This window comes from Colwellia sp. MB3u-41 (assembly GCF_014076845.1).
In the GTDB taxonomy this organism is placed as follows: Bacteria; Pseudomonadota; Gammaproteobacteria; order Enterobacterales; family Alteromonadaceae; genus Colwellia_A.
In genome coordinates this window covers 19,779-37,491 of sequence record NZ_JACGUT010000075.1, presented here as the reverse complement: position 1 = coordinate 37,491, position 17,713 = coordinate 19,779, and the positions used below count along the sequence as shown (strand labels likewise).

Annotated in this window: 13 protein-coding genes and 3 tRNA genes; 6 read left to right on the top strand and 10 right to left on the bottom strand. The window is 38.2% G+C overall.

Features of this window, described 5'->3' with window-relative positions; all coding sequences use genetic code 11:
• Window positions 1-177: 177 nt before the first annotated feature.
• The 3 genes from H4J73_RS08315 to H4J73_RS08305 form a co-directional block, all read right to left on the bottom strand.
• Window positions 178-253, bottom strand: a tRNA-Val gene (locus H4J73_RS08315).
• A 30-nt stretch (window positions 254-283) separates the two neighbouring features.
• Window positions 284-359: transfer RNA gene (locus H4J73_RS08310), tRNA-Val, on the bottom strand.
• 28 nt (window positions 360-387) lie between these two features.
• Window positions 388-463 (bottom strand) — tRNA-Val (locus H4J73_RS08305).
• Window positions 464-794: 331 nt separating this feature from the next.
• Between H4J73_RS08305 and gltX the strand changes: the two genes are divergently transcribed.
• The 4 genes from gltX (at window position 795) to H4J73_RS08285 (ending at window position 5,445) form a co-directional block, all read left to right on the top strand.
• Window positions 795-2,207 (top strand): glutamate--tRNA ligase, encoded by a 1,413-nt coding sequence (gene gltX / locus H4J73_RS08300; protein ID WP_182181564.1) that lies wholly within the window; start codon window positions 795-797, stop codon window positions 2,205-2,207.
• A gap of 88 nt (window positions 2,208-2,295) precedes the next feature.
• Entirely contained in the window at window positions 2,296-2,817 is a 522-nt protein-coding gene (locus H4J73_RS08295; RefSeq protein WP_182181565.1) for a hypothetical protein, read from the top strand.
• A gap of 133 nt (window positions 2,818-2,950) precedes the next feature.
• Window positions 2,951-4,294, top strand: coding sequence for a DEAD/DEAH box helicase (locus H4J73_RS08290; RefSeq protein ID WP_182181566.1), 1,344 nt, complete (start codon window positions 2,951-2,953; stop codon window positions 4,292-4,294).
• Window positions 4,295-4,449: 155 nt separating this feature from the next.
• Window positions 4,450-5,445: a fatty acid desaturase gene (locus H4J73_RS08285; RefSeq protein WP_182181567.1), complete on the top strand. Its 996-nt coding sequence runs from the start codon at window positions 4,450-4,452 to the stop codon at window positions 5,443-5,445.
• A 3-nt stretch (window positions 5,446-5,448) separates the two neighbouring features.
• On the opposite strand, the gene H4J73_RS08280 is transcribed toward H4J73_RS08285, so the two are convergent.
• From H4J73_RS08280 to H4J73_RS08270, 3 genes are all read right to left on the bottom strand, one after another.
• Window positions 5,449-6,180: an SDR family oxidoreductase gene (locus tag H4J73_RS08280; RefSeq protein WP_182223202.1), complete on the bottom strand. Its 732-nt coding sequence runs from the start codon at window positions 6,178-6,180 to the stop codon at window positions 5,449-5,451.
• 76 nt (window positions 6,181-6,256) lie between these two features.
• Window positions 6,257-7,108: a 23S rRNA (adenine(2030)-N(6))-methyltransferase RlmJ gene (locus H4J73_RS08275; RefSeq protein ID WP_182223203.1), complete on the bottom strand. Its 852-nt coding sequence runs from the start codon at window positions 7,106-7,108 to the stop codon at window positions 6,257-6,259.
• Between the two features lie 95 nt (window positions 7,109-7,203).
• A complete protein-coding gene (locus tag H4J73_RS08270) occupies window positions 7,204-8,796 on the bottom strand; it encodes an ABC-F family ATPase (protein WP_182181596.1) in 1,593 nt (530 codons plus the stop codon).
• Between the two features lie 349 nt (window positions 8,797-9,145).
• Here H4J73_RS08270 and H4J73_RS08265 point away from each other — a divergent pair, with 349 nt between their 5' ends.
• Window positions 9,146-9,517, top strand: coding sequence for an MGMT family protein (locus H4J73_RS08265; protein WP_182223204.1), 372 nt, complete (start codon window positions 9,146-9,148; stop codon window positions 9,515-9,517).
• A 139-nt stretch (window positions 9,518-9,656) separates the two neighbouring features.
• On the opposite strand, the gene H4J73_RS08260 is transcribed toward H4J73_RS08265, so the two are convergent.
• Window positions 9,657-11,960: a TonB-dependent receptor gene (locus tag H4J73_RS08260; RefSeq protein ID WP_182181570.1), complete on the bottom strand. Its 2,304-nt coding sequence runs from the start codon at window positions 11,958-11,960 to the stop codon at window positions 9,657-9,659.
• Between the two features lie 383 nt (window positions 11,961-12,343).
• On the opposite strand from H4J73_RS08260, the gene H4J73_RS08255 reads away from it, so the two are divergent.
• The gene (locus H4J73_RS08255) at window positions 12,344-14,029 is read left to right on the top strand and encodes a M20/M25/M40 family metallo-hydrolase (RefSeq protein WP_182181571.1); all 1,686 of its coding nucleotides are present in this window, start codon (window positions 12,344-12,346) and stop codon (window positions 14,027-14,029) included.
• 81 nt (window positions 14,030-14,110) lie between these two features.
• Here H4J73_RS08255 and kynA read toward each other — a convergent pair whose 3' ends face one another.
• The 3 genes from kynA to kynU are packed head-to-tail and all read right to left on the bottom strand — an operon-like array spanning window position 14,111 to window position 17,713.
• Complete coding sequence (gene kynA, locus H4J73_RS08250) at window positions 14,111-14,974, bottom strand: tryptophan 2,3-dioxygenase (protein WP_182181572.1); 864 nt, start codon at window positions 14,972-14,974, stop codon at window positions 14,111-14,113.
• Window positions 14,967-16,403 (bottom strand): NAD(P)/FAD-dependent oxidoreductase, encoded by a 1,437-nt coding sequence (locus H4J73_RS08245; RefSeq protein ID WP_259366719.1) that lies wholly within the window; start codon window positions 16,401-16,403, stop codon window positions 14,967-14,969. The genes kynA and H4J73_RS08245 overlap by 8 nt, the downstream gene beginning before the upstream one ends.
• Window positions 16,400-17,713, bottom strand: coding sequence for a kynureninase (gene kynU, locus H4J73_RS08240; protein WP_182181573.1), 1,314 nt, complete (start codon window positions 17,711-17,713; stop codon window positions 16,400-16,402). The genes H4J73_RS08245 and kynU overlap by 4 nt, the downstream gene beginning before the upstream one ends.

The following is a 17,713-nucleotide window of genomic DNA, read 5'->3' as shown; positions in this document are numbered from 1 at the left end:
TGAGTTATTTTATTGTTGGTGTGTGAAGTAAAGCCAGGGGATATTTGCAGTTGTTGCTTTAAAAACCTATATAACCAGTAATATTATAGGAAATGTTAAATTATATTTAGCGAAATAATTAATAAATCAAAAGTATGTGTTTTATTATTTGAATATAGAGTATGAATTAAATAAAGATGGTGGACGATACTGGGCTTGAACCAGTGACCCCCGCCTTGTAAGGGCGGTGCTCTCCCAACTGAGCTAATCGTCCATATAGATTTATGTCTATAGATAGTAATTATGGTGGGCGATACTGGGCTTGAACCAGTGACCCCCGCCTTGTAAGGGCGGTGCTCTCCCAACTGAGCTAATCGCCCATAATTACTTTTATATCTAAATTAAGATTGGTGGGCGATACTGGGCTTGAACCAGTGACCCCCGCCTTGTAAGGGCGGTGCTCTCCCAACTGAGCTAATCGCCCAATCTTAATTCTCTGAATCGATAACTGTCTAATTAATTAAAGACTGTCTGCGTTTCAGTGGGGCGTATTATAGGGAGATGAAAAAAGCTGTCAACCTAAAAGAAAGGTTTTTCTGCTTTTTTTTCAATTTTTTTCATATATTTAATTTACTTGCTGTAAAATACAACACCTTGATTGTTTTATCCTCTTTTCTTTATTTCTTTTCTTTGTTTCTTATTCCAAATGATGTTTTCCTTAGCTATGCCTGATAAAATATCAGCAGTTTTTATCGTACCAATTATAGACTTTAAAGAGTTTTCTTTTAAGTTTTAAAATTTATAGTGAGATTTTTATGAGCTTAACAACTCGATTTGCGCCAAGTCCTACCGGTTACTTACATGTTGGTGGGGCACGTACTGCCCTTTATAGTTGGTTATATGCCAAGAAAAATGGCGGTGACTTCGTCTTACGTATAGAAGACACTGATTTAGAACGTTCAAGCCAAGCATCTGTTGATGCAATTATGGACGGTATGAACTGGTTAAATCTTGAATGGACACACGGCCCATATTTTCAAACTCAACGCTTTGACCGCTATAAAGAAGTTATTAACCAATTACTCGAATCTGGCAATGCTTATCGTTGTTACAGTACCAGTGAAGAAGTTGAAGCAATGCGTGAACAAGCACGTGAAACAGGCGCAAAAGAAAAGTATAACGGCATGTGGCGTGACCGCACGGACTATCCTGCAGATAAGCCTTATGTTATTCGCTTTAAAAACCCACTTGATGGCGAAGTTGTAATCAAAGATATGGTTAAAGGCGATATTACTATTGCTAATGAAGAGCTCGATGATTTAATTCTTGCGCGCAGTGATGGTACACCGACTTATAACTTAACCGTTGTTGTTGATGACTGGGATATGAAGATAACGCATGTTGTTCGCGGCGATGACCATATTAGTAATACGCCAAAACAAATTAATATTTTACTCGCCTTAGGGGCAACACTCCCTGAGTATGCCCACATCCCGATGATCTTAGGTGATGACGGTAAGCGGTTATCAAAACGTCATGGTGCTGTTGGTGTTATGCAATATCGTGATGACGGTTATTTACCTGAAGCGTTACTGAACTATTTAGTACGTTTAGGTTGGTCTCATGGCGATAAAGAAATTTTTTCTCGTGAAGAAATGATCGAATTATTTGATTTAAAAGATTGTAACCGTGCAGCTTCTGGTTTTAATACCGATAAATTAATTTGGGTAAACCAGCATTACATGAAAACCATGGACCCAAGCGATGTTGCAAAACACTTAGCTTGGCATATGAATGATCAAGGTATTAATACTGAGAACGGCCCTACGCTTGAAGAAATTGTTAAAATTCAAGCTGACCGTGTTAAAACGCTTAAAGAAATGGCGCAAATATCTCGCTACTTTTATGAAGACTTTAGCGAACTAGACGCTTCTGCAGTTAAAAAGCATTTACGCCCTGTTGTTAAAGAGCCACTTATTCTCGTGAAAGCTAAACTTGCCGCTTTGAGCGTATGGTCACCTGAACTCATTCATGCCGCAATTAACGATACAGCCACAGAGCTTGAAGTCGGTATGGGTAAAGTGGGTATGCCATTGCGTGTTGCGGCGACTGGTGGTGGAAATTCACCGTCTTTAGATATTACTTTGGCTTTATTGGATAAAGATAAAGTACTTGCCCGTATTGACCACGCTATTGAAGTGGTTGAAGCAAGAATAGCAAACAGCTAATTAAATAAAGTTTTATGTTAACAAAATATAAGGTCGTTGGTGGTTAACTATCAACGGCCTTATTGTATTGAAAAGGACGAGATAAAATATGAACCAAAGTGAACTATTAAATAGATTAAAAGCTTTTGAACATAAAGAGGTTTTTTTTGGTCCACAAGGTTTTAGTGTTATCACTAAAACCGCCGTACTGAAAAAAGCACAAATTGGCTACACTATTGATAAAAAGGGAGCGATTTTAGTTAATAGTGATGTTGGTAATTGGCAAAGCTCATGGTTTGTTATCGCAACAGATACCGAATTAGGCGACCCGTATTTTATTGATTTTAATGATGCACACTTAGCCGTTTATACCGCAGTTGCCGAAGAAGAAAACCAGTGGCAAACCACACTCGTTAGTGCTTCCTTGGATGGCTTTGAAAAATGTTTAACGGCGATTTACCAGCAATGCGAACAAAAGTCAGCAATGTATCTTCCTGACGATAACTGTATTTTTGATCTCCAGGTATTAGAATCTTTTGGTAAACAACTGGTTGAATTTTCGCAAACCAACGACTTTTGGCAACACTTTTTTGTTGGTTATGTTGATTGGTTACGCGACGAACATGTTTAATATGGTGTTAAGTTGCACAGATTTTGGCTCTTTTTTAGATTTTTTATCTGACGGATAGAAATACTATACGCCATTCTTGTTGATAGCAGGGTATAATAGTGATGTTTTTATTGGTCTTTTTTTGGAGTGTAGTTTGCAGTTTTCAGATTTTGGTTTAGACAGTCGTTTAATGTCATCGGTTGAGCATTTAGGTTTTTTAGAGCCGACAGAAATTCAGCAGCAAGCTATTCCTGCTGCAATGGCTGGGCATGATTTAATTGCTTCGTCAAAAACAGGTTCAGGAAAAACCTTAGCGTTTATCATTCCTGCTATGCAACGTTTAATTCGAAATAGGGCATTATCTAAACGTGATCCTCGTGTGCTTATTCTCATGCCAACGCGCGAGTTAGCAAAGCAAGTTTTTACTCAGTTACGCTTATTTACCACCGGGTCGCAATTTAAAGCGGTGCTTATATTAGGGGGTGAAAACTTTAATGATCAAGTGAAAACGCTAGAGAAAGACCCTCATTTTATTGTCGCTACACCAGGCAGATTAGCGGATCACCTATCGCAAGGTCATTTTTATTTAAAGGGCTTAGAGCTTCTTATTCTCGATGAAGCTGATCGAATGTTAGATCTTGGCTTTTCAAAACAATTAAAACAAATTAATAGCGCAGCCGATCATCGAAAACGCCAAACATTGATGTTTTCAGCGACATTAGATCACGCACAAGTGAACGAATTCGCACTGGCATTATTAAAAAAACCGAAACGCATTGCCATAGGTTCCGCGCATACCGAGCATAAAGATATTACTAAGCGCTTTTATTTATGCGACAACTTAGACCATAAGCAAGACTTACTCGAACACTTTTTGAAAACGGAAACCTATCAACAAGTTATTATTTTTACTGCCACGCGCAGTGACACTGACCGATTATCAAAGTTGCTCACCGAGCAAGGGTTAAGTACGGTTGCCTTAAGTGGCGAGCTTAATCAAGGTCAGCGTAATCAAATAATGGACGGTTTTAGTAAGGGACAACAAAAAATATTGATCACCACCGATTTAGCTTCTCGCGGCTTAGACTTGGTGAATGTCTCACATGTATTCAATTTTGATATGCCAAAACACACCGAAGAATTTGTTCACCGCATTGGTCGTACAGGGCGAGCGGGTAGTACGGGTGATGCTATCTCATTTGTTGGCCCTAAAGACTGGATCAGTTTCAAAAATGTTGAAGGTTTTTTACAGCAAACCTTTAACTTTGATGTTATTGATGGTTTAAAAGCTAAGTTTAAAGGTATCAAACCTAAAAAAGCTAAAGTAGCGGTTAAAACAAAATCAGCAGTGAAACCGCGTGAGCAAAGTAAAAACACTCAAACTAAAAAAGTGATAAAGAGAGTTTTTGTTGCACAAGATGTTGGTGAGTTACCTGTACTCCGTAAGAAAGCTATTTTACCCGCCAGTGACATAGAGAGTAGTTCTGAAGAAAATTAATTGTATCGTATTGTAAGGTGTTGATAGTATGAGGTTTTTAAGTGTTATTTTAAAAATGTTGTCTCTTCATACTATGAATGTATTGATGAAAAATAAAGACGGTTACTGACTCGGTTTATCATGATCGTCTGAATATAAACATCGGTTGTTTAAAAATGAAAGTACAAACAGACGCTCAAAAAATTAGAAACATAGTGTCGAGTGTTAAAGCGGAAGAAGACCGTTTACGACAAAAATATTCCTTACTCAATAAACAAGACAGTATCGGATTAATCATACTTATTGTTTCATTTTGTGGAATGGCTTCAAGTGCAGCCCTCTATTATTGTGCCTTTATTCCTGCATGGCTTTGTATTATCTTGGCTGCCATTTTTGCCTCCATATCACATGAATTAGAGCATGACTTAATTCATAAACTGTATTTTCGCCATAACCCCTTTATGCATAATTTTATGATGACTGTCGTTTGGTTAATGCGTCCCAGTACGATTAACCCATGGTATCGTCGAAAAATTCATTTACAACATCATAAGACTTCTGGCACAGCGCAAGATTTAGAGGAGCGACTTGTTGGTAATGGTATTGCGAATCTATTGGTACGTTTTATCGTTATGTTTGATGGTTTACTCGGTTTGGTTTTGCAAAGAGATAAACTGAATAAAGAGGTGAAAGTTTTTAGCTTTTTAACGGTTTTTAATGCTGGCTTCCCACTGACAATTTTTTATTATATTTTCGGTTATAGTTTCCTTTTATTTCACAGTATCCATTTTTTCATGCCGAGTGCGTATGTCTATCCTCAATGGTTGCTGACATTTATTGAATTAAGTCACTTTATGATGGTCATTATTATCGCGCCTAATTTTTTACGGTCTGGCTGCTTAAACCTAGTGACGTCTTATTTGCATTACTACGGTGGCGTTAAGAGTGTATTACAGCAAACGCAAATATTTAAAGGGATCGTTATTTGGCCACTGAACCTTTTTACTTTTAATTTTGCTGGCACACATGCGATTCATCACTTTGTCGTGCAGCAACCTTTTTATTTGCGCCAAATGTTAGCGAGTACAGCGCATAAAGTGATGAGAGAAAATGGTGTGAGGTTTAACGACTTGAGCACGTTCAGTGGTGCCAATAGATATAGAGCTTTGTAAAACTTATTTACCGCCGGCAAGTTCGATAAAAGACCCTGTAATATAGGACGCTTGTTCAGACAACAAAAAAGCAATAGCACTAGCAACTTCTTCTGGTTTACCACCTCGTTGCAGAGGAATAAGGCCTTTAACGCGTTCTATTCTGTTTGGCTCTCCACCGTCAGCATGCATATCGGTATGAATAAACCCAGGGCGCACCCCGTTAACACGTATATTTAGACTTGCCACTTCCAACGATAATCCCGTTGTAAAGGTATCGATGGCACCTTTAGATGCAGCATAATCTACATATTCATTAGGGGCTCCTAGCCTTGCCGCGGCTGAAGATACATTGACAATAGCGCCACCGTCTTTCATACGTTTTATCGCTTCTTTTGCGCAGAGAAAGTAACTGGTCACATTGGTCGCGAGCATTTTATTAATACGCTGTGCCGACATCTCTGTTACTTTCATTTGCGGCAATAAAATACCCGCATTATTGACTAAATGCGTTAGTGCACCCACTTTTTCATCAATAATTTTGAAAAGCATTATCACAGCTTGTTCATCACTTACGTCGGCTTGTATTGCGATGGCTTCACCACCGTCTTTTTTTATATCAGCGACAAGCTTATTGGCAGCATCTTCATTTGAACGATAATTAATACAAACACGATATCCTTGCTGAGCAAGGTTTTTTGCTGTTGCAGCGCCAATGCCTCGACTACCCCCTGTTATTAAGACTATTGGCTTCATCATTTTCCTTAAGTGGGTGCTTTACAGTGCAAGGTATTGCGTTATATCGTTATATAAAGTGTAGTTCAGCAGTGTATTATTCAGCAATAAGCTGTTGTAAAGTAAAGCTTGTGCTAGCTTCACCTAGCTTTGCTTTCATAAAAGGAAGTATTTCTTCTAGTTGTTTTTTTAACTGCCAAGGAGGATTAACAATAAATAACCCCGTACCAGTCATCCCATATTTATCACTGTCGGCATGTAAACAAAACTCAACTTGCAGTAAATTTTTTACTTCGCTGCGTGAAAAATCTGTTTCCATGGCGTTAATTCGTTCACGGGTAACCACCGGATACCAGAGGATATAGGTACCAGAATTGAATTTTTTATACGCTTTTACGATAGTCTTAACCGCTTTAGCGTAATCTTCTTTTAATTCATAAGGTGGGTCGATAAGTACAACGCCTCGACGGCTTGGCGGTGGCACTAAGCCTAATATACCTTGATAACCATCAGACTGTTTTACATGTGACTTATTCCAACGCGTACAGAATTCAGTCAAATGTTGAATGTCGGTAGGATGTAACTCAAATAAGTGAGCACTGTCTTGGCGGCGCATCAGTTTTTTGGCAATACCTGGCGACCCTGGGTAAATTTCCAACTCGCTATTTTCAGCGTTTAATTGTTGCAATAATTCAACATAAGGCGTTAATGCCTCAGGGAAATTTTCATCACTTACCGCATTAAGAATTTTAGCAATGCCGTCTTTGTATTCACCTGTTTTTTGTGCATATTCATCGTTGAGCGAATACATACCTGCACCAGAATGGCTATCAATATAAGTAAAGCCTTTATCTTTTCGCACCATATATTCAAGTACGAGTGTTAACACTGAATGTTTTAAAACATCAGCGAAGTTTCCTGCGTGAAAAGCATGACGATAACTGAGCAAAGGAATTCCTTAATCTAAAATGGGGAGGGGAAGTTATAGATAAAACACTCTTTGATCAGTGTTTTATCTATTGGTATAGACGGTGTTATTTGCGTCTACGCTTGACTTGCTAAGTACTCATCATAAGTACCGGCAAAGTCTATATAACCGTCTTTGGTTAATTCGATAATACGTGTTGCTAAGCTTGAAACAAATTCACGGTCATGGCTAACAAATACCAAGGTGCCTTCGTAATTTTCCAAAGCCATATTAAGCGATTCAATAGACTCCATATCCATGTGGTTGGTTGGTTCGTCCATTACAAGGATATTAGGTAACTGCATCATCAGTTTGCCAAAAAGCATTCTACCTTTCTCACCACCGGATAATATTTTAACTGATTTTAGAATATCATCGGCAGAAAATAATAATCGTCCTAAATAACCACGTACAGCTTGTTCGTCGTCAGTAGGTTGGCGCCATTGGCTCATCCATTCGAATAATGTCATGTCATTTTCAAATTCAAACTCATGATCTTGTGCGTAATAACCAATATTAGCATTTTCAGACCAAGTAAATTCTCCCGACGTTGACTCGTAGCCGACTTCGCTTAATAACGTTCGTAAAAAGGTTGTTTTCCCTATGCCATTCTCACCAATTACGGCAATACGTTCACCGACCTCAGCCAGCATAGAAATATCTTTTAAAATATGCGCATCATCAAAGTGCTTGTTTAATTTCTCAATGACTAAAGCATTACGAAATAGCTTCTTTTCTTGCTCAAAACGAATAAATGGATTGGTACGGCTTGAAGGTTTTACGTCTTCAAGCTGAATTTTATCTATGCGTTTAGCGCGAGAAGTGGCTTGTTTCGCTTTTGAAGCATTCGCTGAAAAGCGTGCAACGAATGCTTGAAGCTCACCAATCTGTGCTTTTTTCTTAGCATTGTCAGCAAGTAAATTAGCGCGGGCTTGAGTGGCAGCAAGCATATATTCGTCGTAGTTACCTGGGAAAACTCTAAGTTCACCGTAATCTAAATCAGCCATATGCGTACAAACACTATTCAAGAAATGTCTATCATGCGAAATAATGATCATGGTTGAATCACGTGCATTCAATGTTTCTTCTAACCATTGAATAGTATGAATATCAAGGTTGTTGGTTGGTTCATCCAGTAATAATATATCTGGATCTGAGAATAACGCTTGTGCTAATAAAATACGTAGTTTGAAGCCAGGCGCTATTTCGCTCATTAAACCATAGTGTTGATCAATAGGAATGCCAACACCCATTAATAATTCGCCAGCGCGCGCTTCAGCACTGTAACCGTCCATCTCAGCATATTCAGATTCTAAATCGCCAACTTTCATGCCGTCTGCTTCGCTCATTTCAGGCAAAGCATAGATGCGGTCACGCTCTTCTTTTACCGCCCATAATTCGGTGTGACCCATGATAACCGTATCGATAACGCTGAAGTGTTCAAAAGCGAACTGGTCTTGGCTCAATTTACCTAAACGTTCGTTAGTGTCTAAACTAACATTTCCAGAGGTTTGCTCTAAATCACCACCTAATATTTTTATTAGTGTTGATTTACCACAACCATTTGCACCAATTAAACCGTAACGGTTACCGCCACCAAATTTTTGTGAAATATTTTCAAAAAGCGGTTTTGCGCCAAATTGTTGGGTGATATTATTTGCTGTAAGTATAGGATAATCCTTGGTCGTGCATTTAAGCTGGTGTGTCAATTGCGCGCGATTATACACAAAAAAGATGTCTTTCAATAGGGGTAAAATTTGGTTGTTAGGCTATGTCTGCCTATAGATTAACTGACAGGCTATTTACGACTTAAAAATAAAACTGACTTATTTTTTAATATACCAGCAGGCGGTTATAATAGTTTAACTTTGGAAAATATAGAGCCTTAATGAATGAATTAACATCTGTTGTTAATAAAAATATAACGGCTACTTTTCATCAATTATTATCATCTAAAGATCATTTTTTTATGGATGTTACCGAAGCAATTAAACCGTTTAAATTATATGGATGTAGGCAATGTTAAAAAATCAACCACCACCTAACGCTAATTACCAACGTATTTGGCAAACGGTACAAGCGATCCCGTATTCAAAGGTGGCTTGTTATGGTCAAATAGCTGATTTAGCCGGCTTACCTGGTAAAGCAAGGCTCGTTGGAAAAGCGTTAGGAAAAATACCTGATAATGGTTGGAAAGGGAAAAATGTCCCTTGGCATAGAGTGATTAATTCTCAGGGAAAAATTTCATTCCCCGTTGATAGTGAACTTTTTGCCAAACAAAGAAATCTACTTCAAGACGAACAAGTTGTGATTATTGGATGCAGAATTAAATTAAAAGATTTTCAGTGGCAACCCGACTTAGGAGAATTACTTTTTGAGCTTAGTTACTAATCTATTGAACTGGCGTAAAAGTGCCGGAGTAACCTTGGGATGGGCATTTAATTCACTGATTATTCGTTAAAAAATAAAGGCTGCATTATTGCAATACAGCCTTTATTTTTAATGAATTTTTATACAGTGATAATATGATTTAAAAGAATGATACTTTAAATTCTACACCAGTAAAACGTCCTTCGTTAATCATACCAGAGTTATTATTAAAATCGACACCACCAATAATTACTTGCTCATCAGTAATATTTCTCATGAACGCCGAAACTTGATATTCATTATCTCCGCTCGTCCAGTTATAACCTGTTCTTATGCCACCTTCTAATAAAGCATCACCTTTAAATTCTTTCGCTTCATATAAGAAAAAATGCACATCACTACGGTATGACCAATCATTAAATATAAAGAATTCACCATCACCCATTTCGCGAGAATAACTAAAGGTTACATTTGATATCCATTCTGGCGCGTTAGGTAATGAATTACCGTCGATAATAGCCATCTTTGTACCAGCTGAATCAAACGTTGGGTCGGTTACTGTACAAGTACCTGAACCACATGTAGCTACAGATAAATTATTTTGTGAAATTTCAGTATTGTTATAGCTAATATTAAAACTCATCAGTAAATTGTCAGTAACAACAAACTCAGAATCAACTTCAAAACCATAACCTGTCGTTTTATCAGCATTGAGTAGGAAGTTGGCATTATTTACACCACCAACAGCGGTTAGTTGCTGATCTTTCATTTCAAAATAATAAACAGATGCATTAATTCGTCCATTGCCATCTAAGATGTCAGATTTAATACCTGTTTCGATTGATGTAATTGTTTCTGAATCCCCAACACTTACGTTTTGATCATATAAAACACGACCCTGAATACTTGGTGCTCTAAAACTATTCGCAATACGTCCATATAAATTAACATCATCCGTTAATTTATATGTTGAACTTATATCCCAGCTTATGTGCTCATCACTTGGATTTGCGGATTCTAAATAGTTACCACCGTCAGCACCTGGAATAAAAGGATGATCAAGTAATTCCGCTGTGAATTCTTTTTCGTCATCTGAGTAGCGTGCACCAACAGTGACCTGCCATTTCTCATTAATATCATAATCTACAGAGCCGAATACAGCCCAAGCAGTTGTTTCTTGCTCTTGTGTAGCTAAGCCGTTTTGCGCTCCGTGGCGTGCGTCATCGGTTTCATTTGTTGGGTCTTGAGTATAAAAATCATAAGTATTAATGATTAATTCTTCACTAAAGTAAAAAACACCCACTTGATAATTGATTTCACCTGAAAAACTTGATGCTAAACGAAGTTCTTGACTGTATTGATCATGTTCTGGAATTTCATCGGCAGTCTGTGCTCCCCACCAAACAGCATTTGCATCACCAGCAGGAGGGAATCCAATATAGCCACCGTCAACATCTGCACGAGAATATATTTCAGCACTTTCCCAGCCCGTAATTGAGGTTAGTGTATAATCATCGTTAAGTTCCCAATCAACTTTTGCACTTGCACCTTGTGTGGTTACTTGCTGAGTTGCAAATTCACCAGCGTCTTGATAAACCGTTTCTCCATCAAACCCTTCTCTTATATTATTGGTGCCACTTATAGCGATATTGGGGTGAAAAGCTATTGGGGACCCATCTAAGTCACGATAATGGTAGTTGAATAAAGCAGAGTAGCTGTCGCCTTCATATAAGAATTGAGCACGAAATGCGTTTTCCTCATAGCCACCTAATTGGTCATCTTGCTCATAGCCAACAGCTTTATTGTCAATGTAATCATCTTTTTCTTGATGAAGTCCTGATAGTCTAAATGACCATTGGTCATTAATAGAACCGCCTACTGCACCTTCTGAATCAACAGTGCCGTAATCACCTAAAGCAACAGAAACATAAGCGTCGAATGTTTGCGAAGGTTTTGTAGAATCAAACTTAACAAGACCAGCGGGGGTATTTCGCCCAAACAACGTACCTTGTGGACCTCTTAGTACTTCAACACGACCAACATCAAATACTGGAAATCCTTTTAAAATTGGGTTTTCTTGAACAATATCATCAACGATGTAAGACACAGGTTGAGAAGCATTTAAATCAAAATCAGTATTACCTAAACCACGTACATAAAATCTTGGAAATGTGCGACCAAATGAAGACTCTACTGCTAAACTTGGGATACGTGCACTCATGAAACGAATGTCCATACCTGCAGAACTATACGCATCAAGGTTTTCCCCTTGCAATGCTGATACAGAAATAGGGACTTCTTGAACGTTTTCTACTCTTTTACGAGCCGTCACTTGAATGACTTCTAAGCCAACAACTTTTTCTTTTACTTCTTCAGCTAAAGTCGCTGCAGAATATCCAACTGATGATGTTAATACAGCAAGTTTAACGGCTGTAGCTAAAGCGGAATTTTTGAACAAATTCATTAATTTTCTCCAAGAGTGCGATGTTTTTTATGTAAACTGAGTTTTATTGTTATTTTGATACTTATTAGGTTAGCCGAAATTATACAAACTTCTAAATAGAAAGTATTTATTTTTATAAATTGTACCATAGTCTAATTTCAATAAATTCGATATTTTATTTTTATATGATTAATTTAATTTGTTGATTTTTATTGGTTTTATGTGGGTTGTTGTCGGTTTGCAACAAATAAGCAAATATGCTGATATTTTTATAGTGTCAGGATATTTTATCTTCTAAAACCAATGGTCTCTAATTCAATGGATTTCGTCTTATCCGTCTTTTTTATTCTATTTTTTTGTACTAAATTAACGATGACAAAAAATATAATAATTAGGGAACAATAATGAAAAAATTCGGGTTATCTTTATTATGTCTTTCTTTATCGACTGCTTACGCAAGTGATGATTTAGATATGGCCAATAAAATAAGAGCAGAAGGCTTTTATAATTCTGAAGTTATGCACACCTTAGAACAACTTACTGACCAAATAGGGCCACGTTTATCAGGCTCACCTCAAATGAAAAAAGCGAATGACTGGACCTTAGAAAAACTGAAAGGTTGGGGACTAAAAAATGCTTACTTAGACCCTTTTGAGTTTGGTAGAGGTTGGTCACATGACTCTGCTTCAATCGATGTTTTAAGTCCTCGTGAAGTTTCTTTACATGGTATCCCTGTTGCTTGGACACCGGGAACCAAAGGAGAAGTAAAAGGCGATGTTGTTATTTTTGATGCCAGTTCAGTTGCAGACTTAGCACAATATAAAGGTAAGCTTAAAGGTAAAATTATCATGATGGGCGCAGGAAAAAATATTGATGCGCCTGAAAATAGTGTCTTCAAACGTTATGACTCTGGAGAGCTTTCCAAACTAAAAGATTTTGATGTGATGAGCTCGCCAAGTCATTCTCCTTGGGTTTCGGCTGACCGACGAGATAGCGCGATGCAGCGTTATAATTTCCGTAAGTCATTAAATACATTTTTAAAAGATGAAAAAGTTGCGGGTGTTATATATCGTAGTTGGCGACAAGGTGGTTTAATTAACGTTTTTGGTAGTGACCATCGTGTAGGGAAAACATTTCCGGTACCTGCGATGATTATTGAAGCTGAGCATTACAACTCATTGTCTCGTATGATTGATAATGGCAAAACACCAAAATTGTCACTCAATATTGATGCACGTTTTTATGATGAAGACCGTAACGCTTATAATACCATTGCAGAGATCCCAGGCAGTGATGAAAATCCTGAAATTGTTATGGTCGGTGGCCACTTAGACTCTTGGCATGCCAGTGATGGTGCTGTAGATAATGGTGCTGGCGTTGCCGTGTCTATGGAAGCAGTTCGTATTCTTCAAGCACTAGATTTTAAACCTAAACGTACTATACGAATAGCGTTGTGGTCTGGTGAAGAGCAAGGTCTTTTTGGTTCATCAACTTATGTTGAGGAACACTTTGCGACTCGTCCTAAACCGAGTGATAAGAATGAACAAGCACTGCCAAGTTACCTATGGAAAGACCAAGGTTGGCCTATTGAAACTAAAGCCGATCATGAAAAATTCTCGGTGTATTTCAATATGGATAACGGCAGTGGCCGTTTCAGAGGTATCTATACTGAGGGTAATGTTGCGGCAAAATCAATATTTAGCAATTGGTTTAGTCCTTATAGTGATCTAAGCACAGGTACGGTTACGAATAAAAGTACCGGTGGTACCGACCATGAGTCTTTTGATGATGTTGGCTTACCCGGTTTCCAGTTTATTCAAGACAAGTTAGATTATGGCTCTCGTTTACATCATACCCACATTGACTCGATTGACCATGTCGTAGAAGCTGATTTAAAACAAGCCTCAGTTATCCTTGCGGGATTCTTATATAAAGCGGCAATGGCTGACGAGCGTATGCCTCGTAAACCTATACCACAAGATATTTCATCGTTGCAAAAACAACAGATGCAATTGAAGTCTGAGAAAGCCCGTAAAAAACGCGAAAAAGACGGTAATAAAAATTTAGAGATTAATGCTGTAAAAAATTAATCGTTAATTTTAGCCAATAAAAAATGCACTCAGTTGATGATTGCATTTTTATATCTGTTCCTAATTTGAAGCTAAGCCGCTCTATAAATGTGTTCGCACTTCAAATAACTCAGGAAAAAAGCTAACCTCTAACGCTTTTTTTAAAAAACCTACCCCAGAAGAACCTCCAGTTCCTGCTTTATAGCCAATAATGCGTTGTACGGTGTACATGTGTTTAAAACGCCATTGTTGAAAAGAATCTTCGATATCAACCAATTTCTCGGCCAGTTCGTATAATTCAAAATACTTCTCAGGTTGTTGATAGACCGCTAACCATGCTCTTACGACACTTTCATTACTTTGGTAAGCTTGAGTCACATCTCTATTGAGCACGCAATCGTCAATGTTAAAGCCTGCTTTCACCAATGTAACAATGACTTCGTCATATAGACTTGGACTATTGAGTAATAATTTTAGTTCTTGATAAGCTTCATTATTTTGTTTATGTACTTTGAGTATGTCACTGTTTTTATTACCAAGAAGGAATTCTAGCTTTCGATAACCGTGCGATTGAAAGCCTGATGAACGACCTAAATCATCACGAAACTTCAAATAATCAACGGGGGTAAGCGTTGACAGAATATTCCATGACTGGGTCAGCTGGATGAATATTTGTTTTACGCGGGCGATAACTTTAAATGCAGGACCAAAATCATTCGCGCGTAAACATTCCAGTGCTTTGGCTAATTCATGCCCAGCAAGTTTTAGCCATAGTTCGCTACTTTGGTGGATAACAATAAACAACATTTCATCATGCTCGTTCGATAACGGTTGCTGAGCTGATAATATCTGATCAAGCTGCAAGTAATCGCTATAAGACATATCATCCTTAAAATCGGTATGAATATCTTGCTCTAGTTCACGTTTATTTGCATCACCACTAAAAGGACAGCCTGAATTAGACATGGTGATTTCCCTTGTTTTTATCTTGTGCACAGACAAGTTGTCGAAGTTTTTGGTAAATAAAGTCGTCTTCCCAGCATGTATTTATGTTGGGAATTTGCATTATTTCAGCCATAATTAATTTTTGCTGATCACCGATTGCTAATGCTTGCGAATAAGGCAAGTGTGGGCAAAAGGTTACCATAGAATAAAGTGGCACCCAAAGTTCAGGATGAAGCTGATGAAATTTAGCTTCAATTTTTTTCTGCAATAGAAAATTACTGTCACCAGAGAGCTCACTCATTTCAACAAAATTACGCTGAGCTAATTCAGTAATAGCATCCGCATTTATTTTTCGCTGTTTTTGATAAGCAGGAAAAATATCGGACCATTGACCTTTATATTGATCAATAATTTCACCAAGCTCTCGGCAATCTTCAAAACCACAGTTCATGCCTTGACCGTAATAAGGCACCATTGCATGAGCAGCATCACCAATTAATGCGACTTTATTGTTGATCACCCAAGGGTCGACTTTAACTAAAAAGAGTGGGCTAGCTTTCTTGGACATAAAGTCGTCGATGGGGTCTGCTAATATCGGCATTGCATCAGCAAAATTTTCGTTGAAAAATTTAATGACATGACTTCTTTCTGTTAAGTTGCAAAATGAATGTTCCCCTTCATGTTTACTTTCATAATTCATAAACAATGTACAAGTGAACGAACCATCAGGATTGGGCAGAGCGATAAGCATAAAGTCTTTTCTTGGCCAAATATGCAGAGCTTCTTTTTCCATTTTAAAGCGCGCATCGCCTGTTTCGTTTTCGTTTGCTGGGATCGTTAATTCGATATAAGACTGAGGCATGAAAGATTGACTATAGCTAAAACGTGGCGTTTCTTGGGCAAGGCGGCGCACTTTTGAAAAAGCACCGTCGGCGCCAAAAATATAATCAGCGTCAATTTCAATATGACCTTTACTTTGTGCGACATCAAAGCTGAAAGATGAACACCCCGTAGTAAAGTCAACATGGGTAAGTCTTTTTTCAAAGTGCAACGCTACGTTTGCTTCTTTTTCTGCCAAATTAAGTAATTGTTCATTAATGCCCGCGCGCGATACCGACCAAATAGCTTGCTCGTCTTTTCCATAAGCTTGCTCTGTTATCGTGCCATCAACGCCATGCATAACACGTTTTTTCATAGGCAGCGCTTCTTTACGCACTTGTTCAGCAATGCCAACGGCTTCAAGTGCTAACCAACCACGGTCTGAGAGGGCAATGTTTATCGATTTTCCTTGGTATATGTCATGCTGGCGAGAATCTGGGCGCGATTCAAATAAATTAATATTATAGCCTTTTCGAGCGAGTATTATCGCCAGCAATGCACCAATAGGACCTGCTCCAGCTACTGTGATGTTAGTTTCATTGGCAGGTTTAGACATAACATTTATGCTCATTGTAAACACTCCTTTAAAAGTCGGACAAAGTGATAGATATCTTGAAATTGGTTGTAAAGTGGGACGGGAGCAACACGAATAACATTGGGTTCACGCCAATCGGTGGTTACACCATTTTCTTCTAATGCGTTAAACATAGCTTTGCCATCAAGGCCTTTAACATTAATCATTAACGATAACTGGCAACCGCGTTCAGCTTGATTACTGGGGGTGATAATACGAATTTTATCGCCAAGTTCACTGGCGATTAACTCGGTCATATATTGGGTAAGCTTGACTGATTTTTTGCGAAGCTCACTGATCCCGCCTGCCATTTTTATGGTATCAAGTGACCCGCGAATAGCCGCTAATGATAATACGGGAGGGTTCGATAATTGCCAGCCTTCAGCACTAGCAATAGGCTTAAAATTGTTTTCCATTTTAAATCGGGTTGACTTGTCGTGTCCCCACCAACCCGCAAAGCGGTTCACTTTTGTTTCACTGTTTGAATTAGTGCTATGGGTTTCATGAATAAAACAACCAGCAACAGAGCCGGCACCACTGTTCAAATATTTATAGCTACACCAACATGCAAAGTCGACTTGCCAATTATGCAATTCCATTTCGATATTACCCACGGCATGAGCAAGGTCAAAACCGACTATAATACCTTTAGCATGGGCTTTTTCTGTGATGGTTTTCATATCAAGCACTTGGCCCGTATAGTACTGAACGCCGGGTAATAATATCAGGGCAATTTCATCGCCTTGTTGTTCAATTATTTGATACAAATCATCATGATTTAAAAGCTCTTCGCCTGCTCTTGGTGTCCACAGCAGCATATTCTCATTAACATCTTGTTTATGATGTTTAAGTTGAGATTCTACGGCGTAATGATCAGAAGGGAATGCATGATCTTCAATCAGTATTTTAGTGCGTTTACCTTGGGGTTGATAAAAGCTCACCATCATGAAATGCAAATTAGCGGTTAACGAATTCATCATGATGACTTCGTTATTATTTCCACCCACTAATAATGCTGATTGTTCGGTTAAAAATTCATGATAAGGCATCCAAGGATAGTCACCTTCAAAATGACCTTTTACGCCTCGTTGTCCCCAAGAGTCAAGTAACTCAATAACATATTCTCGAGCAAGTTTGGGTTGTAAACCAAGGGAATTTCCGGTGAAATAGTATTCATCGTCACCATTGGCTTGTTTAGGAATGGCGAACTGGTCGCGTATTTTCGCTAACGGATCATTAAGGTCAAGTGCTTGGGCGTATGCTAATGTCTTTTTATTATTTTTTATTGTTTTATTGGTAATAGGCAT